General features: G+C 43.6%; 25 protein-coding genes. 7 read left to right on the forward strand and 18 right to left on the reverse strand.

The genetic code is table 11. The features are described 5' to 3' along the window. Positions 1-20: 20 nt before the first annotated feature. The 6 genes from V1497_RS10535 to V1497_RS10560 all read right to left on the reverse strand — a co-directional run bounded on the left by V1497_RS10535 (position 21) and on the right by V1497_RS10560 (position 8967). On the reverse strand, positions 21-1268 hold the full coding sequence (locus V1497_RS10535) for a ribonuclease H-like domain-containing protein (protein WP_349407517.1): 1248 nt from the start codon (positions 1266-1268) through the stop codon (positions 21-23). After that, on the reverse strand, positions 1252-3546 hold the full coding sequence (locus tag V1497_RS10540) for a DEAD/DEAH box helicase (protein ID WP_349407518.1): 2295 nt from the start codon (positions 3544-3546) through the stop codon (positions 1252-1254). The genes V1497_RS10535 and V1497_RS10540 overlap by 17 nt, the downstream gene beginning before the upstream one ends. A gap of 207 nt (positions 3547-3753) precedes the next feature. After that, positions 3754-4581, reverse strand: a complete 828-nt coding sequence (locus V1497_RS10545; RefSeq protein ID WP_349407519.1) for an STAS domain-containing protein — start codon at positions 4579-4581, stop codon at positions 3754-3756. A gap of 160 nt (positions 4582-4741) precedes the next feature. Next, on the reverse strand, positions 4742-6076 hold the full coding sequence (locus V1497_RS10550; protein ID WP_349407520.1) for an aspartate aminotransferase family protein: 1335 nt from the start codon (positions 6074-6076) through the stop codon (positions 4742-4744). A gap of 44 nt (positions 6077-6120) precedes the next feature. Beyond that, a complete protein-coding gene (locus V1497_RS10555; protein WP_349410795.1) occupies positions 6121-7506 on the reverse strand; it encodes a YjiH family protein in 1386 nt (461 codons plus the stop codon). A gap of 93 nt (positions 7507-7599) precedes the next feature. After that, positions 7600-8967 carry a sigma-54 interaction domain-containing protein gene (locus tag V1497_RS10560; protein ID WP_349407521.1) on the reverse strand — a complete coding sequence of 456 codons (1368 nt, stop codon included), beginning with the start codon at positions 8965-8967 and terminating at the stop codon, positions 7600-7602. A 278-nt stretch (positions 8968-9245) separates the two neighbouring features. Here V1497_RS10560 and V1497_RS10565 point away from each other — a divergent pair, with 278 nt between their 5' ends. After that, the gene (locus tag V1497_RS10565) at positions 9246-10511 is read left to right on the forward strand and encodes an S-adenosylmethionine decarboxylase related protein (protein ID WP_349407522.1); all 1266 of its coding nucleotides are present in this window, start codon (positions 9246-9248) and stop codon (positions 10509-10511) included. A 505-nt stretch (positions 10512-11016) separates the two neighbouring features. Here the strand turns inward: V1497_RS10565 and V1497_RS10570 are convergent. After that, positions 11017-11217: a cold-shock protein gene (locus V1497_RS10570; RefSeq protein ID WP_349407523.1), complete on the reverse strand. Its 201-nt coding sequence runs from the start codon at positions 11215-11217 to the stop codon at positions 11017-11019. A 301-nt stretch (positions 11218-11518) separates the two neighbouring features. On the opposite strand from V1497_RS10570, the gene V1497_RS10575 reads away from it, so the two are divergent. Beyond that, positions 11519-12154, forward strand: a complete 636-nt coding sequence (locus tag V1497_RS10575) for an SIMPL domain-containing protein (protein ID WP_349407524.1) — start codon at positions 11519-11521, stop codon at positions 12152-12154. Between the two features lie 85 nt (positions 12155-12239). Next, positions 12240-12479, forward strand: a complete 240-nt coding sequence (locus tag V1497_RS10580; protein ID WP_349407525.1) for a helix-turn-helix transcriptional regulator — start codon at positions 12240-12242, stop codon at positions 12477-12479. Between the two features lie 6 nt (positions 12480-12485). Here the strand turns inward: V1497_RS10580 and V1497_RS10585 are convergent, their stop codons facing one another. From V1497_RS10585 to V1497_RS10595, 3 genes are all read right to left on the reverse strand, one after another. Next, positions 12486-12827, reverse strand: a complete 342-nt coding sequence (locus tag V1497_RS10585; RefSeq protein WP_349407526.1) for a DUF962 domain-containing protein — start codon at positions 12825-12827, stop codon at positions 12486-12488. Next, complete coding sequence (locus V1497_RS10590; protein ID WP_349407527.1) at positions 12820-13155, reverse strand: YciI family protein; 336 nt, start codon at positions 13153-13155, stop codon at positions 12820-12822. The genes V1497_RS10585 and V1497_RS10590 overlap by 8 nt, the downstream gene beginning before the upstream one ends. 79 nt (positions 13156-13234) lie before the next feature. After that, the gene (locus tag V1497_RS10595) at positions 13235-13510 is read right to left on the reverse strand and encodes a hypothetical protein (protein ID WP_349407528.1); all 276 of its coding nucleotides are present in this window, start codon (positions 13508-13510) and stop codon (positions 13235-13237) included. Between the two features lie 199 nt (positions 13511-13709). Between V1497_RS10595 and V1497_RS10600 the strand changes: the two genes are divergently transcribed. Together V1497_RS10600 and V1497_RS10605 are read left to right on the forward strand one after the other, a co-directional pair. Beyond that, positions 13710-15041, forward strand: coding sequence for a cytochrome ubiquinol oxidase subunit I (locus V1497_RS10600; protein ID WP_349407529.1), 1332 nt, complete (start codon positions 13710-13712; stop codon positions 15039-15041). 8 nt (positions 15042-15049) lie between these two features. Next, entirely contained in the window at positions 15050-16078 is a 1029-nt protein-coding gene (locus V1497_RS10605) for a cytochrome d ubiquinol oxidase subunit II (protein WP_349407530.1), read from the forward strand. A gap of 196 nt (positions 16079-16274) precedes the next feature. On the opposite strand, the gene V1497_RS10610 is transcribed toward V1497_RS10605, so the two are convergent. The 4 genes from V1497_RS10610 to V1497_RS10625 all read right to left on the reverse strand — a co-directional run bounded on the left by V1497_RS10610 (position 16275) and on the right by V1497_RS10625 (position 18900). Further along, positions 16275-16472 carry a hypothetical protein gene (locus V1497_RS10610; RefSeq protein ID WP_349407531.1) on the reverse strand — a complete coding sequence of 66 codons (198 nt, stop codon included), beginning with the start codon at positions 16470-16472 and terminating at the stop codon, positions 16275-16277. Positions 16473-16606: 134 nt separating this feature from the next. After that, on the reverse strand, positions 16607-16969 hold the full coding sequence (locus tag V1497_RS10615; RefSeq protein ID WP_349407532.1) for a YppE family protein: 363 nt from the start codon (positions 16967-16969) through the stop codon (positions 16607-16609). A gap of 56 nt (positions 16970-17025) precedes the next feature. Next, positions 17026-17556, reverse strand: coding sequence for a MerR family transcriptional regulator (locus V1497_RS10620; RefSeq protein WP_349407533.1), 531 nt, complete (start codon positions 17554-17556; stop codon positions 17026-17028). A 357-nt stretch (positions 17557-17913) separates the two neighbouring features. Next, positions 17914-18900: a DUF2515 family protein gene (locus V1497_RS10625; RefSeq protein WP_349407534.1), complete on the reverse strand. Its 987-nt coding sequence runs from the start codon at positions 18898-18900 to the stop codon at positions 17914-17916. Positions 18901-19034: 134 nt separating this feature from the next. On the opposite strand from V1497_RS10625, the gene recU reads away from it, so the two are divergent. Further along, positions 19035-19658, forward strand: a complete 624-nt coding sequence (gene recU, locus V1497_RS10630; protein ID WP_349407535.1) for a Holliday junction resolvase RecU — start codon at positions 19035-19037, stop codon at positions 19656-19658. 64 nt (positions 19659-19722) lie between these two features. Continuing rightward, positions 19723-22353, forward strand: a complete 2631-nt coding sequence (locus V1497_RS10635) for a PBP1A family penicillin-binding protein (RefSeq protein WP_349407536.1) — start codon at positions 19723-19725, stop codon at positions 22351-22353. Positions 22354-22394: 41 nt separating this feature from the next. On the opposite strand, the gene V1497_RS10640 is transcribed toward V1497_RS10635, so the two are convergent. Genes V1497_RS10640 through V1497_RS10655 form a run of 4 tightly spaced genes read right to left on the reverse strand, consistent with a single transcriptional unit; the run spans position 22395 to position 25614 of the window. Continuing rightward, positions 22395-23666 carry a glycosyl hydrolase family 18 protein gene (locus tag V1497_RS10640; protein WP_349407537.1) on the reverse strand — a complete coding sequence of 424 codons (1272 nt, stop codon included), beginning with the start codon at positions 23664-23666 and terminating at the stop codon, positions 22395-22397. A 45-nt stretch (positions 23667-23711) separates the two neighbouring features. Then, a complete protein-coding gene (locus V1497_RS10645) occupies positions 23712-24230 on the reverse strand; it encodes a YpoC family protein (RefSeq protein WP_349407538.1) in 519 nt (172 codons plus the stop codon). Next, a complete protein-coding gene (nth, locus tag V1497_RS10650) occupies positions 24223-24882 on the reverse strand; it encodes an endonuclease III (protein WP_349407539.1) in 660 nt (219 codons plus the stop codon). Before nth ends, V1497_RS10645 begins: the two co-directional genes overlap by 8 nt. A gap of 18 nt (positions 24883-24900) precedes the next feature. After that, the gene (locus V1497_RS10655) at positions 24901-25614 is read right to left on the reverse strand and encodes a DnaD domain-containing protein (protein WP_349407540.1); all 714 of its coding nucleotides are present in this window, start codon (positions 25612-25614) and stop codon (positions 24901-24903) included. Between the last annotated feature and the right edge of the window lie 51 nt (positions 25615-25665).

A 25665-nucleotide genomic window follows, 5' to 3' on the forward strand; every position in this document is an offset into this window, starting at 1 on the left:
CTCATTATTTCCTCAAAAAATCAACTGATTTTCCCTTCCAAACGTTCAATCCTTTTTTGATAAGCCACCCGGTCCTTCTTTTCGTCCTTACGAAGAATGCGGCTCGTCTCCTTCCATGCTTGATAGCCTTTTTCAGCGAAATACAGAGCTTGTTCAAAATCTTTGTGCCGGTGTTCAAAAACCTTCGCAAGCTCGATATAGATTTCCGCATCGTCCTTTTCCTTCAAAGCAGCCGTCCAATAATCAACAGCCATTTCCATGTTTTTGGCTTTCTTATGAAGATCAGCGATCGCCTTCTTAGCCTGAAAGGAATAGGAGGTATCTTCTAACTGCTCGAATCTGGACAAAGCTTCCGGATGGTCACCAAGACTCTCAAACCATTTCGCCACTTCAAACCGTTCCGTCACCGTCAACGAGGAATAATCCGTATCCATTAAGATATAAGAGAGGTGAATGTACAGGGCCATCAAAGTAAGAATATCCTGTTCGTTATGTTCAAACACCCCTTTTAACACTTCCGGATCCTTCTCTCTCAAATATTCAAAGTAAAGCATCGGTGCAAGATAACCAGGGGTATCTTCGTGTCGCTCGATTTGTAACAGCTCTTCCTCAACCACGGAAAGCCTTAAGGATTCATATGATTTCTTCCATACCCTTCTTGAGGCATGTAAAAGGTCGAAATGACCGAAAGGCGGCAGCTTTGGAACCATATCGCGTACAAACGTATGACGTGTTTTCACTTGCGGCCAATCAAAAGCTTTACCGTTATATGTGACCAGATTGCTCATATCTTGGACATCCGTCAAAAAGTGATGATAAAGGGCGACTTCATGACCAGGACCAGGAAGGAAATATTGTCGGACTTGAATTGTATGATCGAGGACTTTTCCTACTCCGAGCATGAAAATCGTATTGCCTGCCCCTGTCCCTAGACCCGTCGTCTCCGTATCGAAGAACAACAGGTCTGAAGGGGAACGCCCTGATGCGGACAAAGGATGCGCTCCCTTCCATTCATGCCATTTGTCGACGACGTTATACAAATCGTCTACTCGATAAGGCCCAATCTTTTTGGAACGATCGAATTGACGTTCCCGGATGATGCAGTGTTGATCCTCAAAATCAGTCCTGGTCGCCTCCAGCCTGCTCCAAGGGTTTTCTTTGTTTTCAATTTCCATGTTATTCTGTTCGTCCTGTTGAATTAGTCTGCCCTCTGAACCGACGTGAGTGAGCTGCTTCTTGAACCGGTTCAATTTATTCTGAAGTGACATATGCCGAATCACTCCTTCCTTCCATCAAGAAACGCAAAGCTAAGCCTTTAATATCGGTATGCTGCATTTCATTCCCAATACAGGATGGACAACCGCGCTCACATGGACATAAGCGGATAACCTTTTCCGCTTCGTGAAGAATGTCAGTAATATGCTCAAATACATATTCACTTAGCCCGATTCCACCTGGGTAACGATCATAAAAGAAAATCGTCGGCTTTTGAGAATGAGAAGCCTTTAATTGTGGAACGACATGTAAATCACTCACATCACACATGACGAACAAGGGTGCAACATGTCTCATGACATTGGATAAGCCGACAAGCCCTTCTTCAAGCTCCTGCTCTGATAATTCCTTGACCATCTCTTCAGGAAAACTGATCCAAGTGGCAGAGGTATGGAGCTCTTCTTCCGGCAGTGTGATCGGTCCTGAACCGATGTTATCATGTGTGCCGAATTTGATTTTTTTAAAGATTGTCGCCATCGCATTAACGGTCACATCACCGAAGGCGACATCCATCATCGGATACGTTTTCGACTTATCCTCCTCCAGCACCTTCAAGGAAACTGCGAGGTTCGCATCCGTGTAATAGTCGACATCCACTTCACGGACAAAGGCTTTCTTTTCTTCATAGTCAAGTTTTTCTACCTGGTATTGGATGCCTTGATGAAGATAGATCGCTTCTTCATGCAGAAGCGTCATTGAACTGAACCGATCCATCTCTCCGATCACCTGCACATTCGCCACATCTGTCTGATCGATGATGACGACGTTTTCTTGCGAAGCTGATCGGAGACTGATGTTATGTGCCGGGAACGATTCATTCATCCAATACCATCTGTTTCCTTGTTCGTGTAAGACGCCTTCCTCGGTCAAAAAATACATGATCTCATCAATTTCAACCCCGTCAAATGTTTCACCTGCTTTGAATGGAAGCTCATATGCGGCACACTTGAGGTGATCGACCAGAATCAAAAGGTTGTCAGGATTAATTCTTGCCGTTTCAGGATTCCTGTTAAAGAAATAGTCAGGGTTCTGTATGATGTATTGATCGAGGGGAGAGGAGCTTGCAACAAGGATGACAACCGACTCATCCTGCCTCCTGCCTGCGCGCCCGCCTTGTTGCCAGGTGCTTGCGATCGTACCTGGATAACCATTCATGATACAGACTTGAAGCTGTCCGATATCAACACCAAGCTCGAGAGCGTTGGTACTCACAACGCCCATGACCTCCCCGATTCTCAGTCCTTGTTCAATTTCACGCCTCTGCTTCGGTAGATAACCGCCTCGATAGCCACGGATAGACTTGTTTCCGATCTTCCGCTGGATCAATTCCTGCAGATAGGTCAACAAAATTTCAACGCGAACCCGGCTTCTCGCAAACACAATCGTCTGGACCTCATTCTCTAAAAACAAAGAGGCGAGCTTCTTCGATTCAAGTGTCGCACTCCTACGAATATTGAGCGGCTTGTTCACGATAGGAGGATTGTAAAAAACGAAGTGCTTCCGTCCAACTGGTGCCCCATTATTATCGATAAGTTGTACGGAATCACCTGTCAGTTTTTCTGCTAATTCCTTAGGATTCGCAATCGTGGCAGACGTACAAATAAAAGTTGGATGACTACCATAATAGGCACAAATCCGTTTCAAACGTCGAATGACATTGGCGACATGACTGCCGAATACGCCCCGATAGGTATGCAGTTCATCAATAACGATATATTTCAGGTTTTCAAACAATGAAACCCATTTCGTATGATGAGGCAAAATGGCAGAATGGAGCATATCCGGGTTTGTCATGACCACATGCCCCGCCTTGCGGATCACCTGCCTGATGTTGGAAGGCGTATCACCGTCATATGTATAACTTTTGATATCCATCCCGATTTCATCGATCAATTCATTCAATTCACTTTTCTGATCCTGAGCGAGCGCTTTTGTCGGGAACAAATACAGTGCTCGGCTGTTTTTGTTCTCAGCAACCTCCTGAATGACAGGCAGGTTATAGCAGAGCGTCTTCCCAGAAGCTGTCGGGGTGACAGCTACAAAGCTCTTTTTTGCTCTCGCCGATTCATAAGCCGAATATTGATGGGTATAAAGGGATTGAATCCCTCTCTTTTCTAATGCCTGTTTTATATTCGGATGCACATCCTCAGGAATCTCCACAGATTTCCCCTGTTTTTCAGGTATCGTCTTCCAATGTGCGATATTGGAAGCGATTGTATCGTCCTGATTCATCACTTTCAGAATCTCATTCAAATTCTTTCTGAATCTCATACCGTTCACTCCATTCTACTTTCCATTTTACCGAATAAACGTTCGCAGGGAAAGGCTTTGGCTTAAGAATGGTACGATAGCAATATAACAATTCTTGCTAATAACGGTGGTTAAAAAACGGCTTTACTCGACGCTTTAATCTGGAAATAAAAACAAGACCCGTTCGAAACGATGTTTCTACGTGGTCTTGTTTCCTAATCATGCTTTTCAGTCTGTCAAAGCAATCGCAAGCTTGGATGTTGTTGTGACTTCATCAAATTCAATACCCAATTGTACCGCAGTCTGGGCGATTTCCGGACGGATGCCGGATAATGTTGTCGAGATTCCAAGCAGCTTCAATGCCTTTATCAATTGAAAGAGCTCATGGGCCACCATCGTATCCACCACAAAAACCCCTGATAGATCAATGTAAAGATGTTCAATATTTCGATCCGCACACTGCTCTAACGTATTTTCAAGGATTGTCTTGGCCCGATGGGTATCAATATCCCCTACTAATGGTAATAATCCCTTTTTATTCGAAAGATCGATGACAGGTGAGCTTAATTCGTTGATCATCGCTTTTTGAGCATTCAACTGATTGTTCAAATAATTATTCTTTTCTTCCGTGAACCGTACCATCGCGATATCGAATTCTTTCACAATCATTTCTTTCCATAACGCGATTTGATCAGTTGAAAATTCACCTGGATGCAAGGAGACAAACTCATCAATTAATGCAAGATATTGTTTTCTAACACGTATGAATTCACGCATCACAAAATGAGTCGGTGTTTGCAAATGTTCTTCATCTCTTGCGACACTCACAACCCACTCCTCGAACTCCTTGAAAAATTCGGTCTCTTCTTCATTGAAGATGCGGATCAGATTCAAGTGGAAATCATAATTTTGTTGCTTCAACGTTTCAATAACTTCAGGATCCCTCGAGGCATAAACACCGACCGGATCGCTTTTATCTAATGATTCATACCATTCTTCCGTAAGCTGACGCGCTTTATCAAGAAGAAACGAATGTAATTTTTCATTTCTTTGCATGACAGTGACCTCCTACACGATTAAATACCTACATCCCTTCAATTCTAAACCTTTTTGGGACGAACTACAATTTCAAACATAAATAAAATTTCGAGAGCGAAACAAAGTTGTAGGTAGGTCACTGTTATTTAATTCCACTTCAAATAAGGACGGCTATAAATTAGAGTCCAACTACCGCTTGTTCTCTTTCTTCTTTATACATCAAGATGGCTTGATCAAGCATTTCCAGGCCTTCGTCGATCTGATCCTTGGTTACGATCAGAGGCGGCACCATACGGATGACATTCCCCTCATTCCCGCACAGGTAAAAGAGGACACCCTTTTCCAGCGCATAATCCAAAATTTTGAGCAGCGCCTCGCCACTAGGTTCGTTCGTGATCGGATCCATAATTTCAATACCGATCATTAAACCGATTCCTCGAATATCCGAAATGATGTCTCTGTGCTTTCTTTTTAGATCAGTCAATTTATCCATTGTATATTTTCCGATCTCATTCGCGTTCGCAACAAGATTTTCCTCTTTCAGCACGCCTATTGTAGCCAGTGCTGCTGAACACGCAATCGGGTTACCCCCGAATGTGGTCCCATGGCTGCCTAGAGGCCATTTTTTCATCAACTCTTTTGATGCGACCGTAGCACTCAACGGAAGCCCTGAGGCTATCCCCTTTGCGATTGCCATGATATCCGGCACGACACCGAAGGTTTGTGCTGCGAACCAATCGCCTGTGCGGCCGAATCCTGTCTGAACCTCATCGAATATGAGCAGGATGTCATGCGCATCACAAATCTCACGGATCTTCTGAAGCCATCCTGAAGGCGGGATGATGTAACCACCTTCACCTAAGACGGGTTCAAGTATGACACATGCAACTTCTTCCGGTGAAACTTGATGTTTGAAGAGCTTTTCAAAATCTTTCTCCAACTTCGATATAACAAAGCTTTCAGGATCTTCGACATCAGCAGGACATTCCGTCATATCCACGTATGGAATTTGATAGCTCCCTGACGGATTAAGGAATTTACGGTATTTACTTTTAGAGGTCGTCACATTCAAAGCCCCCATAGACCTTCCATGGAAACAACCGGTAAATGAGATGACGAATGGTCGTTCTGTCACATGCTTCGCCAGCTTGATTGCTCCTTCAATCGCTTCTGTACCACTGTTTGCAAAAAAGAAGCAATCCAGGTCTTCAGGAAGGATCGTGCCTAGCTCTTCAGCTAATTTCAGAATGGAATCATACATGATGACACCAGACGGCCCATGGATGAGAGAGTCGGCAGCCTCCTTGATCGCTTGGATGACTTTCGGATGACGATGACCCGTATTTGTTACAGCGATCCCCGAGGTGAAATCCAAATATCTTTTCCCATCCACTCCGTAATAATAGCAGCCTTCCTCTTTCACAACCGGAAGGTTCGGATGATCCTTTGCCATAGAGGGGGCTAACAAGTCCGGCATTTTATCGAATCGGTGCTTCCAATCATATGCTGTCATTTATAAATTCCTCCATTACGTGATATTCTCAACACTTGCTTTCCTTAAAAGAACAACAGGTGTGCCATAAGGACAATGATCGGTAATGTAATCAATGTCCGTTGGATGAAGATGATGACCAATTCCAAGAACGTAATCGGTATTTTCGATTTGATTAATAGGATGCCGATTTCAGACATGTAAATGAGTTGAGTGAGCGAAACTGCCGCAATGACAAAGCGGGTAAGTTCACTTTCAATTCCACTGCCCAACACAGCTGGCAAAAACATATCCGCAAAACCGACAATCATTGCAGGGGCAGCTTCCGCAGCTTCAGGAATCTGCATCCATTCAAGTAAAGGAATTAATGGATAGGATAAATATGAAAAGAACGGTGTAAACTCTGCAATGATGAGCGATAACGTTCCAAGTGCCATGACAAGCGGGATAAGACTGAACCAAATATCGAGTACATTTTCGAGTCCTTTTCGGACTACCACTCGGATATCTCTGACTTGTCGAGCTTTTTCAGTCCCCTGATAGATGCTCCATTTAAGGCGAGACGTTTCATTCGGCACCGTCTCGGCAATTTGCTTCCCTACCGGCTCATAATAGGTATCCTTCTTTTTTGATAACGGTGGTATTCGTGGACAAACGATTGCTGCAACAAGCCCCGCAACGACTACGGTTAGATAAAAGGGAACGAACATATGGTCCAATCCGATGAAACTGATAACGACCAGGCTGAAAGCGATTGACGTTATCGAAAAGGTGGTTGCTACGACTGCAGCTTCTCGTTTCGTATAATAGCCTTCTTCATATTGCTTTGTCGTTATGAGGACCCCTACCGTACCGCTTCCCATCCATGATGCAACTGCATCGATTGACGATCGTCCTGGCAGTTTGAACAATGGCTTCATCACCCTTTGAACCATGGTCCCGATGAATTCCATCAATCCGAACTCAAGCAATAATGGCATTAAAAGCCCGGCAAATAAAAACCATGTTGCTAGTACGGGAACAAGCGCATAAAGGACTGTGCCGCCTGTCACCTCAGACCAAACCCACTCAGGACCCCATTTGAATAACGTCATGATCGCAAAAATGAAGCCTATGATTCTCATCGTCAGCCAAAATGGGTGGATATCAAACAGATCGCCCAAAAAGGAACTCGTCGATAGCCATAGTGGCTTGACCGTTTTTGCATATAGAACAAGAAACACGGATAGACCGAAAATGATTGTCATGAATTGTGGTATGTATCCAGCGAACCATCCATTTACGGATTCTGCGAGTATGCCCACTCCAATCGTCATTTTCCCTTGAAACGTTACAGGAACGAGGAAAAGAAAAATTCCAAGTAGTGACGGAATGACGAACTTCAAGAAAGAGGTTGCTGTGATACTGCGACTTTCAGAAATCGTTAAAGTTGACTGATTCTCTAACTCCATTTCTCGTTTTTCTGCTTCCAACAAAATCACTCCTTTTCAATATAAGTTGATGTCGGTTTTGCTAGTAAGAAATGCAAGTTTCGTGCCAAACTATCATTTTATATCGTATTTTTTTAATTTTCTTACAACTGTAGGCTGACTGATTCCGAGTGCTTCGGCTATCTGAGTCGTCGTGCGATAACGCTTCCTTGCTTTTCTTAATATGGATTCTTCTACTTCATTCAGAATCACATTTAAGGTTCCTTTACCTTGAGAGTCATACGGTTCATTCACGCGCTGGATGGATTGTGGGAGGTGCTCCTGGGTAATGACCGTCGAACCAGATGTAACGACAAGCCTTTCAATAATGTTCATCAACTCCCGGACATTACCGTCCCACTCATGATGAATGAGAAGGTTCATCGCTTGAGCATCGATCGTCCGTTTGAGGTTATATTTTTCTGAAAAACGATCCAGAAAGTGGTTGATAAGAGGCAAAATATCCTCCTGTCGTTCATGTAATGACGGAATCGTGATCGGAACGACATTCAGCCTGAAGTAAAGGTCTTTCCGGAATATCCTTTCATGCACAGCTTTCAATAAATCCTTGTTTGTAGCAGCAATCAGACGGAAATTGACCTTTCGAGGCTTTGTCCCTCCCACTCGATAAAATTGTTTCTCTTGAATCAGCTTCAACACCTTCACTTGCTGCTCCATCGGCAATTCCCCGACTTCATCAAGGAAAAGGGTACCGCCTTCCGCTAGTTCAACCATCCCTAGCTTGCCTTTCCGATTTGCACCGGTAAACGCCCCTCCCTCATAACCGAAAAACTCTGCTTCAAAAAGTTGCTCAGGTATTGATCCGCAATTCACTTCAATAAAAGGACCGGTTTTCCGATGGCTTTTTTGGTGGATGAAGTTCGCGAGCATGGATTTTCCCACACCGGAGTCACCTAACAACAGAACATTCGCATCTACTGAAGCGACTTGTATGGAAGTCTTCAAGACCTGCTCCATTTTGCTGCTTTTGGCGATGATGCCACCTGGATGAGTGAAGCGATTTCTCAGGATTTCCAATTCACTTTTCACACGTGCCATTTCGCCCTCCAAGCTCTCCATATAATTCTTCATTTCCATCAGTTCGGTAATGTCATGAGAGTAACTAACGACCTTGTAGATTTCTCCTGTTTCATTGAATACAGGAACTCCAGTCACGAGCAATCTTTTCCCTTTGTCAGTCGTTTGGACAAATGTCACTTTCCTTTTCTCTTCTAATACAAGAGGGGTCGCTAAAGGTGTAAACAAACCTTCTCTTTCCAGTTCATAAACCGATCTTCCAATCAGGACGTCGGATTTTACCCCATATATGGATCCTGTCGTATCACTCACCTTCATAATGATTCCATGTCGATCTGTCACGACGATGTCATCTTGAAGCGAATCTAAAATCGCTTCCGCCTCATTCCATTTCCCCTTTTTCATAATAACCTCCTAATCCCGCCTGAATATTATTCATAACTGAATAACGCTAAGCTTTTACTTTGAAAATTTAAGTGAATTACCTATCCTAGCAGCGAATTCAAAAATGAATAGATTATTCATTTTTGAATTTTCTTTCTTTTTATCATACAAGTAATGTCCACATAAAAAAAGCCCTTTCATCGCTTGTTTGAACATGGGCACCAAATTCAAGACAGGTGTACAAGCCTTCCGAGCGAGATTTTCATAGGGTGTATAAAAAGATAGCGTGGTGTTTATTTATGAATAATCGTTCTGGATCGATTACGGTCCTAGGATCAGCTGGAGGCGTAGCACAATCCTTCCTCTCCATCCTCAATTCAGTCCTTACCGACAAACTTGATCCCCTTTATCCCTTCTTGATCACTTGCAAGCTCTATCTGATTGATTGGAAGCAAAAAGACCTTTCTTATTATCAGAAACGGTTTCCAAATCTAAAAGATCATATCGTTCTGCGTGAGTTTGACTTAAAAGATACGGCTATATTTTCAAAGCATCTGGTCGAATCAAAAACATATTTGGTTGTCGATCTTTCCTGGGCTGACACGATTGAGATGGTCACGTGTTGTGATGATTTAGGGATTGCATACGTGAATACAGCTTTAGAGAACACATGGGTAGATGAGAATGAAGACATATTCGAAGGGTTTCCGCTAGCTGAGAGAATGGAACAATTCGAGGCGAAGAAAAATTCGTTCAAAAATACCTCAGCAATCATTGGTTCAGGAATGAATCCCGGGGTTGTTCAATGGATGGCCCATGAGCTGATGAGAAAGTCACCAGATCAATTGCCAGATGGATGTTATATCGTGGAAAAAGATACATCCTTCTATCGAGACCAAAACGAAGCGAAGCAAAATGTCGTTTATACGTCATGGTCACCTGAATGTTTTTTGGATGAAGCGATCCTTAGTTATCCCATGTTCATGAAACAAGGAACGCCATTGTATTTATACAATCAGCCTTATGAATTGCAATTCCATGTAACATTAGGCGATCAATCGTTTTCTGGATGCCTCATGCCTCATGAAGAGGTGTATACGTTAGGCCGATTATACAATATGGAGACCGGATTCATTTATCAGGTTAATGGGCATACGACTCAGTTGATCAGAGACAATCTATCGAACCCAAACGAGATATGGGATTTCGAAATGAAAGTGCTGGATCCCAATGATGCGCCTTTATCGGGAGAAGACCTGGTCGGAATCCTTTTGGTCTATGAAGATAAGGAACGTTTTATGTACAATGTCATGAATAATGAAGATGTATTCAACAAATTCAAAACGAATGCGACCTACTTCCAGGTTGCATGTGGTCTTTATGCGGGAGCGTGTTCCTTACTATTGGACAAGTTGCCGAAAGGCATTTTCTATGTTGATGAGCTGCTTGTTGAAACAGAAAATCAATACGGAAATTATTTAAAGCAATATATGAAGGCGTTCATAACTGGAGAAAATGCCTCTTCGGAAGGTTTGATCCTCGACCGCATCAAAAAATGGAATTAAAAAATGGGATACGTCTTGTATTGATGGTTGAGTTATGTAGAACTGGTCAAGTTATTTTCCCGTGAGCTAGATCTAACTCGAACCAGTTAATGCTCCTCAGACAGGTGGATAGCAATCATACGACAAGTGTGTCCACTGTACTACCCTTTTCTTATTAGAACAATAACCGAAACAACGAAAGCCCTACCTCTCTTTCGTCCTTACGACTCCTAGGCCGTGCCAGTGTGATTCCGTTATCTAATCGTCTTATCAATCTCCTCTCGTTTTTCAAAGTGTTCATGTTTTTTGGAATAATCAAGTTATGGAGAATGGAAAAAGGGGGTTGGAAAATGTGTTATAAACGTTTGTTGTGCACACTTCTTAGAGGAGCACCGTCCCTTTGAGCGATATGACGACAAAGGAAGCTTAAACCATTTTCATCTTATGAGGTCTTGAATCAGCTTAATAACATAAAAAAGGTGGTATGCTAACGCATACCACCTCTTAAACAATTTATTAGTTTAAGTTACGCTTTCACTACGTTAGAAGCTTGTGGTCCACGGTCGCCTTCAACGATGTCGAAAGATACGTTTTGACCTTCTTCAAGCGTTTTGAAACCTTCACCTTGGATTGCTGAAAAGTGAACGAATACGTCGTTACCTTCAGAGATCTCGATGAATCCAAAACCTTTTTCTGCGTTAAACCATTTTACTGTACCAGTATTCATATACTGTACCTCCTAAAAATCTTACAAAATTTCACCTAAAGTTTACCGTTATACTTTAACTTGTATTTAAAAAAACCGCCCTGCATTTGTTGTTTCAGACAAATTTATCGTCCACAACAGAATACAGCTGCGACTTCCATCTATCCACCGTTCAATATAACTAACTTTTAAGCGTTAACCCTACTATAAAACATTTCGCCCCCATTGTCAAACACATTATGAGGATAAACCGCTTCTTTCTATAGGTAAGCGTACATATGAATGAATAGATTGAGAATAAAGCACGAAGTGAGGGATGACTATGAGCATTCACAACAGCGGTTTGAATAACGTCATTCAAACATTTGGTGAAGGAGAAATCTATGCCCCACCTGACATGATTTATCTGACAATCGGTGTCATCACTGAAGACAAAGACGTGAGTACCGCTACGAAGGAGAACGCAGAACGATCGTCCAATGTTTTGAAATCTCTACAACAACTTGGTGTTCCTGCAGCTCATATTGAAACCCTCCAATACGATATCCAACCTAGGTACGACTATGAGGAAGGTAAATCGACATTAAAAGGGTTTCGAGCTGAACATCTCTTCCGGGTACGGATGAAAGACGTGTCATCTGCCGGTATGATCTATGATACATCGATTCAAAATGGGGCGAATGTAGCAAGAGGGATTTCATTCGAAGTCTCTGATCCTTCCTACTATTCTTACCAGGCAATCCAGATGGCGTATACCGAAGCTTTAAACAACGCAACCGCCCTGGCGATCCGCATGAAGGTCAACCTGCTGCCACGACCATTGAAGGTTGAAGAACAAGCCCCAGGACGTAACGGCATTCCTTTCAAAGCTGAAATGCTTCAAGCTGGCGGAACTCCGATCCAGCCTCAGAGAGTGAAGATCAACGCGATGGTGAAAGCTTGGTTTTGCTATCAATAAATTTATTGTCGTTGATGTGAACCTGTATTAAAATAGAGGATGTTGACTATAGTCCGCTCTATTTTAATAGCTGGAGGTCGCTTTAATGAAATTGGAACAAGCTGTTGGATTAGTCATTCGTAAGCACCGGACGGTTGAAAAGATTTCCCAGTTCAAGCTTGCCGAATTGACAGGTTATGACCGCTCTTTCATCAGTCTTCTCGAACGAGGACACCGTGTCCCAACTGTAAAAACGATCTTTACGATTGCTTACCACTTGAATATTTCTCCCGCTCAATTCATTGATGAAGTCCATCAACTGGTAGAAAGTGATATTATGGAGTAGCTCTTTCTATGCAGACCGCTCTTCATTTTGTACATATTTTTCAACTTCCTTATTTATATTTCCAGTCAACGTGTACCCGAACATTCTGAAGTCTGCACGTAAAGACCAAAAAGGATGGCCGAAGGTAGCAGGTTTGTTCCCCTCAATGAAGAAATGACTGATCCAAGCAAAAGAATAAGCGATTACAGGTGCAGCGACCAAATACCAGGCATTCATGGATAAGAAAGCTAATCCTAAACAGATGAACACAAAACTGGTTCCGACAAAATGCCAACGACGAGTAGCTGGCTTACGATGTTGACGTAAATAAAAAGGCCAAAATTCTTCAAAGCTTTTAAAATCAGCCATTCGTAATCTCCTCCTCTGCCTTCTGTACATCACCATTAAAGGTTTGCATCAATGAAACCCGATAAGGATGTAAGGATGCTTTCATGATGCCTGCTTTAACAGCAGGATCCTGTTCCATCAAGTGTTTTGCCCGGTCAAATGACGAGGTCCGAAGAATGACAAGACCGAGAGTTCCATCCAGACAAGGACCCGCAAGCACCAACTCGCCTGTAGCCAGCAAGTGCTTCAAATGGTTGAAATGCCTCTCAAGAATCGCCTCTTCCTCTTCTGTGACTGTGTCGATGAACCCTTCTCTGACAGGAACGAGCTTATACAAAAATTCTTCCATGGTTTCCCCTCCCCTTATTTCTACTTAATGATTTCTATGTATATCGTCATTATCCTTTTTTATTACGGTACGTGAAATTTCAAGTTGTCTCATCCCAGTATTGGGCGATACCAGCAATATCCGAATCCAACTCATTTCGTTGTTCTGCTGCAATCATGATCGGGATCTGATCATGCAACGTAATCATGATCGATTCATTGAGCTGATGCGTTTCCAGGTAACTTCGAAGTCTTGTGAATTGTTTTTCAGTCAGCACGGACTGAACGTCGATCTGCTTGACCCTTTTGAGGATGAATTCAGATGTTACGTCATCCCATTCACCACTCAATACTTGACCGTCGTACTTCTCCATCACGTTCTTCCTCCTTTTTATTAGACGTTATTTTTCCTTATTCAGTAAAATGGACAATAAATCTTTCAAATATGAAAATATCTCAATTTAACGCTAGCTGAAGGTGACTACATAGTCACCTTTTTTCATGGAATAAATCACCCTTCATTGTTCAGAATAAAAGAAGCTACCAATAACGGGCGAATTCGAAAGGATAATGGAAATGGATGATTTATTGATTGCAAGAACGTTATTCGGAACGACCATGGGTGTCCATATCATTTATGCAACGTTAGGGATCGGAATTCCTCTCATGATCTTGATTGCCGAGCTCGTCTACCAGAAAACGGGAGACCGCGATTATGCCATAATGGCCAATCGTTGGACGAAAGGTTTTGCCGTCCTCTTAGGAGTAGCCATTCCGACCGGGACGATTGCGGGTGTCCAGCTGACCCTTCTCTGGCCAGGATTCATGGAGGTTGTCGGAAAAGTCATCGCCCTCCCCTTCCAAATCGAAATCTACGCCTTTTTCCTTGAGGCTTTGTTCATGTCGATCTATGTTTATGCAGCCGATCGGCTCAGTCCCCTAATGCGGATATTAAGTGTATTCTTTGTTTTTGTAGGTGCAGCGGCATCTGGCATCCTGATTACGAATGTCCATGCTTTTGAGGGGACACCGGCCGGATTCAGGATTGAGAATGGTGAAATCGTCGATGTAGATCCGTGGGCTGCATTCTTCAACCCTAGTTTTCTCGTGACAGCAGGTCATGTCGCTGTTTCAGCTTTCATGACGGGTGCGTTCGTCATCGCCTCGATTGCAGCGTTCAAAATGTGGAAGGAAAAGCAGGTGAACAGGACCTATCGCTTCCACCAGAAGGCTTTAATGATGGGTTTGATTGCTGGCGGGATTTTCTCATTGATGACCGCCGTGAATGGGCATGAAAGCGCCCAGATGCTTCATGAGTACCAGCCGGAAAAATTAGCTGCAGCGGAAGGACTTTTTGAAACACAGCGGTATGCTCCGCTTGCGATCGGTGGTTTCACTGATCGGGAGGAACAAGAAGTGAAGTGGGCGATTGAAATCCCTTGGGCATTGAGCTTCCTCGCAGGTGACCGTTTCGATACGGAAGTGAAAGGGTTGAATGATTACCCAGAAGAACTATGGCCTCCCCTGTTCGTGCATACCCTTTTCAATGCAATGGTCGGAATCGGTACGATGTTGATCTTTCTTTCCATGATCGGCTTCACAATTCGTCATATTTTCAAGAAGGAACAGTTTCCTCGCTGGTTGATGACACTTTTCATAACTGCGGGACCACTGTCGATCGTCGCGATCGAATTCGGTTGGATCTTCGCCTGTACGGGTCGTCAACCGTGGGTCATCTATCGCATATTGAAGACAGAAGATGTCGTAACTTCAGCATCGAATTTAGGGACGTTCTTCATCATGTTCGTCATCGTTTATATCATTTTGATGATCTCAACCGTATTGGTCCTTCGTTATTATTTCAGACGTCATCCGATTGAACATGAACTTGAGCCGAAGACAGAATAATAGGAGGAATGGACATGCCTGATGCTTTACTCGCAATCACCCTGCTTTGGATTTTCGTCTTCATTTATGCTGTCGCCGCTACCATTGATTTTGGAGCAGGATTTTGGTCGATGATCTATCTTGGAAGAAGGCAAATGAGAGCGACTAAAATCGCGAACCGATATTTATCGCCATCATGGGAAGTGACGAACGTCTTCATCGTTCTTATCATTGTCGCATTAGTCAGCTTCTTCCCTGGGGCAACCTATACGTTGGGAACCGTACTGTTGATCCCAGGGAGCTTCGTCATACTATTACTCGCCCTCCGCAGTGCATACCTTGTTTTTTCACACACTGCGAAAGATTATGAAAGAGTCCTGACCTATATATCCGGGATTTCCGGATTTTTGATCCCCGGGCTCCTCATCTTGATCCTGCCAATTTCTCATGGTGGTTACATCGAAACGATAGACGGAACAGGGCAATTAAGTATCGGCGCCTTGGTTACAAGCTGGAGCACCTATGCTTTTGTCGCCTTTGCGATCTCCAGCACCCTTTTCTTGTCCTCTCTCCTGCTTTGTGACTATTCGAACGTAGCGAATGATGATGAAGCCTTCCAGATTTATAAGAGAGATGCCCAGATGATTGGACCGATCGTCCTTCTTTCTGCCTTCTTCATCATGCTCGCGATAAGAATGGAAGCATACTGGCTATATGAAAACATGATGGAACAAATCAACTGGCTGATCGCCTCAATTGTCGTGTTCATGATCGGTTATGGCGTTCTTTGGCTGAAAAAACCAATTCCACGACTCGCAGTCCTCGGAATCGTCGTTCAATATTTGCTTGCAAGCTATGCTTACGGAGTCAGCCATTTGCCTTACATCGTCTATCCTTCCGTCACGATAGAATCTGGATTCACCCACCCGAGCATGTTCAGAGCATTGTTCGTATCTTATATCGTCGGTTTTGCCATCCTCATCCCAGGATTCATCTATTTCTGGCGCTTGTTCATGAAGGATCGTCGTTATATCAAATCCGGTGAGCCTGATTCTTGATGGTCCGTACGATACGTGAAATTTCCAGTATGTTTTTTTCCAAGGATTAAACTCAACAAACCTTTATTAAAATATCAGCTCTGTAAGCTTTATTTTTGAAAATGGAGCTATTCAACATCACCAACATTATTTAACAGTGTCAAAATATAAAAAGGCTGTCAGAAAATCAGTTTGCACCGATCTTCTGAACAGCCCTTCATTTATCCGTTTGCTCATGTACATTGGTATCCTTACAAGCTTCTGAATGCTTCTTTTCAAATTCGTTCAATTCTTTTGCGGAATGCTTACGAATGAACACTGTTGCGATGATGGCCCCAGTTATGAATATAAGTAGCATGATGACAGAAGGAATGTATTCCGATTTATCGTCCGGAAAATACAGGAATTCCATCATACGCGTCACTTCCTCTCTCCGTTTCCTAGCTACATTATAACAGACAGTCCTCGCTCATGTTATCCATACATCTTTTACAATTTCGTGAAAAGAAAAACCCGAGAGGTCGTACAACTCCACTCGGGTTTTCGTTATCATATCTGTTCCACAATCGATTCAAGGATATAGTCGATTGATTTCGTCATCGCGATGAACCTTTTTTCTCTCGTATCCTTTTGAAACGCCTGGACGGCTATGATCGTCATGTTTTCATACGTATCCTTGAGTTGGATCGGATAGACATACTTTGGCTTCTCTTTCAACGCCCAATCCGTTGCGAGAGGCTTCCATTCATCAGCCAGCACTTGCATCCGATCTGCGAATGGCTTCACTTCACCATAAAAATCAACCTCATAGTCTTCCCTGGATGTATGTTCGGTGAATTGGAGATAGGCCTTTTCTGTCATGTTCCGTAATTCAATCGTCAATTCTTTTAAGCGTCGTCTTTCCGTGTTCATCGTTTCACCTCGCTGAACCTATCCTAACAGATTCGATTCAGAAAAGCGATTTTCTATCAGAGCGTGAACAGGCTGACGAGCCAATTGCGCTTTTTTGCTGTTTTTACAGGATTGAATTCCGACCGGATTTCATGGGTGGCGGTCACTTGCAATAGAAGCTGTTCTTCTAGCACGAGCATCTTCTCCTCAAGCTCTGTCAACCGGGTCGACATCTGGTCCATATCCTTCCGGTGCTGCATGACCTGATAGGACAATACTTCATCCGCTTTTTGAGAAACCTTGGATTCCAACAAGTTGAGCTGCTCCTGAAGCTGATTGAAGCTAGCATCCATTTCTTTCAGCCCAGCCCCTTTTTGCGGTTTGACAACTTCCTCTCGATCGTTCAGCTTGATGTCACTCATTTGCAAGCCCTGTTTAAGCAGCTGCTGTATCTCATGTAAACGGTCAATGTCTTCTTCACGGAACAAATAATGGCCATGGTCATTTTTCGGGCATGGGATATCGAAATACTTGACCCATCGTTGAATGGTGGTCGGATTGACATTCAGCTTCTTGGAAACGACTTTCGTTTTCACCAATCTCTCCATAGTGCGGACCTCCCGATTTATTGGTAAGAGATATATTCGAGAGGCTATATTTTTTCCCCTTCCACCATGACAAAACTAGTATCCGTTCGCCAAAGAAAGTGGTTCTTCCACGATTATCCTTCCATTCGACAGCATCAACACGCTGTATAGATGAACGGTGACGTATCATACTAACAATAGGAGGTGAGGTAAATGAGCAAAAGACGCGGACCGACAAAGGAAGACAAGAAGAATGTCCAGACTGCAAAAACCGGCTACGGGGACAAAAAGCTGGAAGGACCGAACCGACCTGCAACATAAACCTGAAGCTCTGGTTGACCAAAAGCGATGTCGAGGACTCGTGAAGGTCAACCTTTTCTATAGCAGGTGTGCTTTCACTTTTGACAATACGTACAATTCATACCTTTTATGTGCGTACCATTCATTGAGATGGAGGTGCTTCGGCAGCTTGACTGGTTTGAAAAAAGGTTCGACTTGGTGACCCGATTTTGACCAATCACTGAAATCTTGCCGATGATGACCGATAATTGGATAAACAGCTCTTAACGGAAAACAGTGATCCTCATATCCCCGGGAACGGAAGTATTGTTCATAGTCTGTCCTCGCCCCTGTCGGTTCTGTGTGGATTGCAAAACGGATGAAATGATCCTTAAGACAACTTGAAGTCAGAAGAGCCAGAAGCCTCTTACCAAGTATGATCCTGTTTCGCAGCTTTTTGAATCCATGAACGGACAATCCATATAAATCACCCGATCGTGTCGGAAACAAGACAGTACTGAAATGGAATCGTTCTTGCAGCCAAAATGGCATTGTGTTGAACACCGAGGTTTGATACCGGGGATTTTCAATGACGGGTTTTTGGATCAGATTTTGTTCATTGATAATTAAAGCGGTGTCTAGCCGATTACGACCTTTTTCTTCCCAATAACGCTTCCACTCTGTTTCCATGAACGATGAAACATGAAAATGCTCAAGAAGATGGAATAACGGCCGGGAAGCCTGTTTGGAGGCTTCATAGACAAGGAGTTGTGGATACGCATCTGAAAAGATGAGCCAGTTCGCCCGTTCGTAGGTATCAAATATCCAGCGCCGATCCTCTGCTCTCATCATTACTCTGAATTCCTTTAGGATCAGATCACCCATGTTCCATCCCGCGTTCCGTGAAACCATACTTGCCAGAAAGGGCCAAAACAACTCAGGATTGCGAAGGAAATAGGATTGATAGGCTTTCGTCCGTGATATGTTGTCCATATTCCATCTGTCCGTAGCCTTCTTTATACGGGAGAAAACCTCCTTTTCATAAACATTCAATGATTCGAATCGATTTGAACGTACATCCATCATATCCATTCTCCATTCACAAACATAGGTTCGTAAAAAATCGTCATCCTACTCGACATACGTTGTAAATATGGTATATTTTTAGAGACGATGATATCATTGTCATTTACTCAATCGAAATGAAGGAGGGTGGAAATGTGAACTTCCGTTATCCGAACCGAAAGTCATCCACCACCGTCAAGCGGGTACCGCAAGCTGCACAAGGTAGTGAGCAAAACCGTTCCTACGCAAACCGTGGTATGACATTCGAAGAGGATATCAACCACTCCAATTCTTATTATTTACAGTCAGGTAAAGCGGTTATTCACAAAAAACCGACGCCCGTTCAAATTGTATCAGTCGATTACCCGAAGCGAAGCGCAGCGGTGATCAAGGAAGCGTATTTCAAACAGCCGTCAACGACCGACTATAATGGCGTCTACAAGGGACGGTACATCGATTTTGAAGCGAAGGAGACGAGAAACAAGACCTCCTTCCCATTGACGAACTTCCATCAGCACCAAATCGATCATATGAAACAAGTCATTGATCAAGAGGGAATTTCCTTCATCCTTGTCCGCTTCAAAAGCACACAAGACATTTATTTGCTGGAAGCAGAGCACTTATTCCAATATTGGGATCAACAACACGACGGTGGAAGAAAATCCATACCAAAAACCTACTTCGATCAGTATGGTCACAGGATCACCCTTGGGTATAATCCTAGAATCGATTATCTTGCTATCATCGATCGTATTTCTTTTCAAGTTCAAAAAGGGTAGTAAACTTTCCATATGATGCGAATGATATGATTGGCAGTTTACGTTCAGAAAGGTAGGAGCAACGATGAGTGATAAGATCAACTCTCGACAACAAAGACGAAAAGCGTCTTCCAATAATAAGAAGAAAGGGCCGAATAAAAGACTGTTCAAGAAGATTGCAGCGTTTCTTCTCGTATTGGCCCTCATTGGAACGACGGTAGGTGCAATCGCTGTATTCGCAGTGATCAGCCAGGCACCGGAACTCGACCCGAAGGAATTGGAAACACCTGTTTCTTCGAAGCTATATGATAAAGATGGGAATGAATTCGGCACCATCAATAATGATGAAAAGAGAATCAGGGCGAGTTTTGATGAAATCCCACAAGTCATGAAAGATGCGGTCATCGCAACTGAAGATATCCGCTTCTATGACCACTTCGGAATTGACATCCGTCGTATCGGTGGAGCCGCGATCGCAAATATTACAGGTGGATTCGGTTCCCAGGGTGGTAGTACGATCACCCAGCAGGTCATCAAGAATGTCTTTTTCACACACGAAAAGAAAATGACCAGGAAAATAAAAGAAGCGTATCTCGCAATCAAAATGGAACAACAGTTTTCCAAGGATCAGATTTTTGAAATCTATCTGAATAAAATCTATTATGGCCAACGTGCACATGGTGTGGCGACAGCAGCTAAAACGTATTTCAACAAGGACATCCAGGATCTTGAGTTACATGAAGCGGCTTTGCTTGCAGGTCTTCCGAAGGCCCCGTCGACGTATAATCCTGTTGATAACCCTGAAAAAGCAGAGGAACGTCGTAATGTCGTCCTATCTCAAATGGAGAAATACGGATTCATTACAAAGGAAGAGAAGGAAAAAGCACAGGCTATTAAAGTGAAGGATTACGTAAGCAAGAATGAAATCGAAAGCGAAAAAGATTCCTTCGATACGTTCAAAGCACAGGTCGTAGAAGAGGCTGCAAAACTCGCGGGTTTTGAGGATACGAGCGAGGTGTATACATCCGGTTTAGAAATCTATACGACACTCGATCCAAAAGCCCAGAAGGCGGTTGAAGAAGCCCTCTATACGACGAACATCATCAAGGAAGAGAACATCATGGGAGGACTTGTCGTCACTGACACGAAAACGGGTGCAGTAAGGGCGATCGGAAGTGGACGTAAGAGCTCACCAAGTGCGTTTTTCGCAACCCGTATGGATACGAGACAACCCGGTTCAACAATCAAACCGATCCTTGACTATGGTCCAGCGATCGAACACTTGAAGTGGCCGACTTACAAGATGGTGAGTGATGATAAGCTTGTCATCAATGGACACGAGTTCCACAACTATGACAATAAGCATCATGGCGACATGTCGATCCGAAAAGCGCTGTATGAATCCTATAACCTCCCTGCTATCCGTACATGGCAGGAAGTCGGTGCAGATAAAGCGAAGGATTTCGCTACCAAACTCGGTATTGAAATTGAAGATAAGCATTATAGCCCTGCTTATGCAATCGGTGGATTCAATAAGAGTCCTTCCCCGATGGAGTTGGCAGCAGCCTATGCAGCGTTCGGGAACGAAGGCGTTTATAACAAGCCATTTACCGTGACGAAGATCAAGTTCCCTGATGGACGTGAAATCAAACATGAAAGTGATCCTGAGCCAGTGATGGAGGATTATACCGCATATATGGTGACGGATATGTTGAAAGACGTCATTACGAAAGGGACTGCAAAAAATCATGTCAGCTTGAACTTCCCTGTAGCAGGAAAAACAGGAACGACCAATTTCGGGAAAGAGGTCGGATCAGAATATGAAGGGAAAACGAAGGATGCATGGTTTGCAGGTTATTCATCCGAATTGTCAATGGCCGTCTGGACCGGTTACAAAGGCAACCGTGACGAGAACGGCAATCCGCTTTATTTAGATCGTGACACAGATGATTATTCCAAGCTCATTTTCGATTATGTCATGGAAAAAGCAAGTGAAGGCTTGGATAATAAAGACTGGAAACGACCAAATTCGGTGATTGAAGTGGCGATGGAGAAAGGCACGGGTAAACGCGCAAGCGAATATACCCCTAAGGAAGAGATCGTCCGTGAACTAGCTGTAAAAGGTACAGATCTTCCGAGCGTTTCAGAAGAATATGAGAAATTGGAAGCACCACAAAATCTTCAAGCCAAGTATAATGAAAAGAAACAAGAAGCGAAATTGAAGTGGAAATATCCGAAAGAACGTCTTGAGGATGGCGTCTCATTTAAAGTTATGTATTCCATTGATGGCAGTGGATTCCAAGAATTAAGCCAGCAGAAGGAAACAGAACTTGTCGTGGAAAACTTGACCCCAGGCGTTACGATCACCTTTGCTGTCGTTGCAGTTGATGAAGAACGCGGTAAAGAAAGTGAACCTGCTACCGTCGATGTCACAACGAAGCAAGAAGATACGGAAGAACCCCCTTCTGATGAAGATGAAAATGAAGGCGAAGAAGAAGGCGATGGCGAAGAGCAAGGTGATAAAGAAGAAAAAGAAAACGGTGATGGTCAAGGAGATCAACAAGGTGATGGTTCTGAAGAAACGCCACCAGGTTCCGGTGGGGACACGAGTCCCGGCTCAGGGGATGAAGATGGATCTAACGACAACGAAGGCCCTGGTTCTACAGTACCTGGAACCGGTGGCATCGTCCCACCACTATCAAGAGAATCAGCATAATGAAAAAACCAGGATGCGCACGCATCCTGGTTTTTTTGACGTTATCTTTTGACGTTGAAACGATCCTTGATCAATGGCCAGACCGGGGTATATGGGAAAGCAAGGTTCCAAAATGACATACCGGCAAGGTCAAGCTTCTTCAACAATTCAAACTTGGCTGCCATGCTCCTTAAATCTTCGAACCAAACGATATGTTCCTTCCCGTCCTGATCATAATACGTATAGAATGGGGCCTGGGATTCCTGATCATATTGGATTTCTGCGTTTTTCGTATACGCAAGCCTCGATGCTTGTGGAACACTCAATGCTTTTGCGAATTTTCCGCCTTCGACATACGGCAACGTCCAATCATACCCATACAAATTGACGCCCATGATGATTTTTTCTTTCGGTATTTCGGTCAACGCATAGTTCAACACTTCCTCAACTTCAGGTAAAGGGCTGACAGGGAGAGGCGGCCCTCCGCTCCATCCCCATTCATACGTCATGATGATGACATAATCGACGATCTCGCCATGTGCTTTGTAATCATGCCCTTCGTAAAGAACCCCTTTTTGATCCGCTTTCACCTTAGGTGCAACAGCAGTCGAGATGATATACCCTTGCGGCTTGAGCTTTTTCGTCAGCTTGCGTAGAAATTGATTATAACGTTCTTTATTTTCTTTACCTAGAAATTCGAAGTCGACATTGATCCCTTTATACCCTTTGTTCTTCATTTCTTTCTCGATATTTGCGATGAGTGTGTCCTGTATTTTCTCACTTTTCAAGATCGTCGTCGCTAATTCCGTGTCGAATTCGGCCCCTTCTTTAATATTCGTTATCGTCATGACCGGCTTGACATTATTTTTCTTCGCGATGTCAATTAAGGATTGGTCCTTCTCAAGTGCCTTCAAATTTCCTTTTTCATCGACGTGATAGCTGAAAACAGACAACCAGCTCAGCGTATCCGCAGCGGATTTGGCATAATCGATCGTCTTCTCGAATGGTTCACCGTACGCATTGACGATGGTGCTTGTTTTCGGTTTCGCGGGTACGATGACGACCTGACCCGGATAAAGCGTCATACCTTCGATCTGTGGATTGGCCTTCTGTAGTTCTTGTATGGAAACGCCTGTTTTTTGTGCAATCGTAAAATAAGAATCCCCTGGTTGAACGGTATACCGATTTTTCGTCGGAATGAGCAGCGTCTGACCGATCGCCATCTGATCCGGATTCTCAAGTCCGTTCAGATTGACTATTTGCTGCCAAGGTATACCATACAGCTGAGAGATTCCCCATAAGGATTCACCAGATCTGACAACATGTATTTGCATGAATGTCCCTCCTGCCGAACGTCATCATGCTAATATCCTATGTTGTCATTTCCTGTCCATATGCTCTTTTTTTCGCAGGTTCATCATCCACTTCTTCTCAAGTTCATCGTATAGTTCGGTCAATTGAATATAAGCGAGGTAATGATCCGGGTTTTCGAGGATAAAAATCAACCGTTCCTTCAAATTAAAGGGCTGGTCAGGAAGGGAAGAACAGTCTTCAACGAGGTGGGTCAAACGTGCGACACGCTGTCCGTTGATCCAAAACAGAATCGTAATGAACCAGCCGATTCCTTTTATCATGGCAGGCTTTGCAGCGTGGCGATCTCGGTTCTTGAAAGAGGCTGCAATCTTTTCTTTTTCGCTTCGCCATAATCGGAAGAGATGATCGATGAGTTCATTTGTAACGACCAGTCCCGCCTTTTTTTGCTGGAATTTAAAATCGAGCAGAAACGGGATGGAAGCAAGCTCTTTTATGTCGTCGATTTCCCTTTCTTTTGTGAACGCCTCGTTGAAAAACAAAGGGTGATGAAACAGTTTTGATTGTTCCGATGTACGATCAGACATTTTCCTTCACTTTCTTCATACGCTTCTGCCCTTCTCTGCACAAATATAACAGTGGGCATACCGTGCATTGAGGATTTTGTGCCTTACAATGATAACGGCCGAAAAAGATCAGACGGTGGTGTGTTTCCGACCATTCTTCTTCGGGAATTTTTCTCATCAATGTTTTTTCAACCTCTAAAACACTGTCCTTCCATCTGCAAATTCCCAGACGTTTTGAAACCCGTTCGACATGCGTGTCAACCGCAATGGCAGGTATGCCGTAAGCAACAGAAACGATGACATTTGCTGTTTTTCGCCCGACACCTGGGAGCTTGACGAGTTCATCCCTATTATCAGGGATGTTTCCTCCATATTCATGAATCACCATCTCGGCCAATTTTCTGATATTCTTCGCTTTGTTACGGAAAAGACCGATCGAGCGTATGTCCTCCTGCAATTCTTCAAGAGGTACCGCCAGATAATCTTCAGGGGTTTTGTATTTTTCAAATAATCGCGGAGTCACTTTATTGACTAGGGCATCCGTACATTGTGCGGATAATAGGACCGCTATGGTCAATTCAAACGGATTCGAGTGATTCAGTTCGCAGTGGGCTTCAGGAAACATATTCCCCATTTCGTCCAGAACTTCTCTTATTTGCTTCTTCGTCAACATACCATATCTCGTCCTTTGCTAGGATTGTTCCAACCAATTGTAATAAGGGAAATCGGTGGAAGGCGATTGTTTAGAATCTGTCGTCGGCGTCCGTTTGTATTTTTGCTGCCTGAATTTCTCACCATATTGTTTTGCCTGCTCGACTGTCTGAATGCCATTTTTCTTCCATTCGAACAAAATCCTGTCGATATAACGGAAGTTCAATTTTCCTGATAAAACCGCTTCTTTCAATGCAGAGATGATGATAGCCGGGTCATGCCCATCCTGGTCAAGCCACATGTTCATCGTCTCGCATTCAATGGGGGATAATGGCCTTCCGAACTCTTTCTCCATAATCGAGTAGATCTGCATCTCTTCTTGTTGCTTTTCCTGTTGTGTACGCTCGACCTGATCCTCTTCCAAAGCACGGATCAATTTCTCCCAGAGCGGTCTTAGCGTATACGTTTCAGAATGGATATGCTGGACAGGATCATCATGCTCTTCGATCTTCAGCATGCCCTTCTGGATGCACGACCTCAAAAGCTGCATGCAATGATGCGTGGAAACAGCCATCCTTGAGGACAGCTCCTCAGGAGTCGGAAAATAGTTTCCTCCTTCTATGAAGGAATGCATATGTATCAATACCATCATTTCTTCTTCGTCAAGGCCTAACTTGTGATAATTCATTAATAATGCATTCGGGATGGATACCGTTCCCATCTCCATCCATTGGATAAAGCTTTCTTTTCTCATCTCTGACACCTCCCTCTTATTATAACAGTTCGACGCTATTGGCACGATAGG

Origin of the sequence: Pseudalkalibacillus sp. SCS-8 (genome assembly GCF_040126055.1) — a bacterium.
GTDB classification, from domain to species: Bacteria; Bacillota; Bacilli; order Bacillales; family Fictibacillaceae; genus Pseudalkalibacillus; species Pseudalkalibacillus nanhaiensis.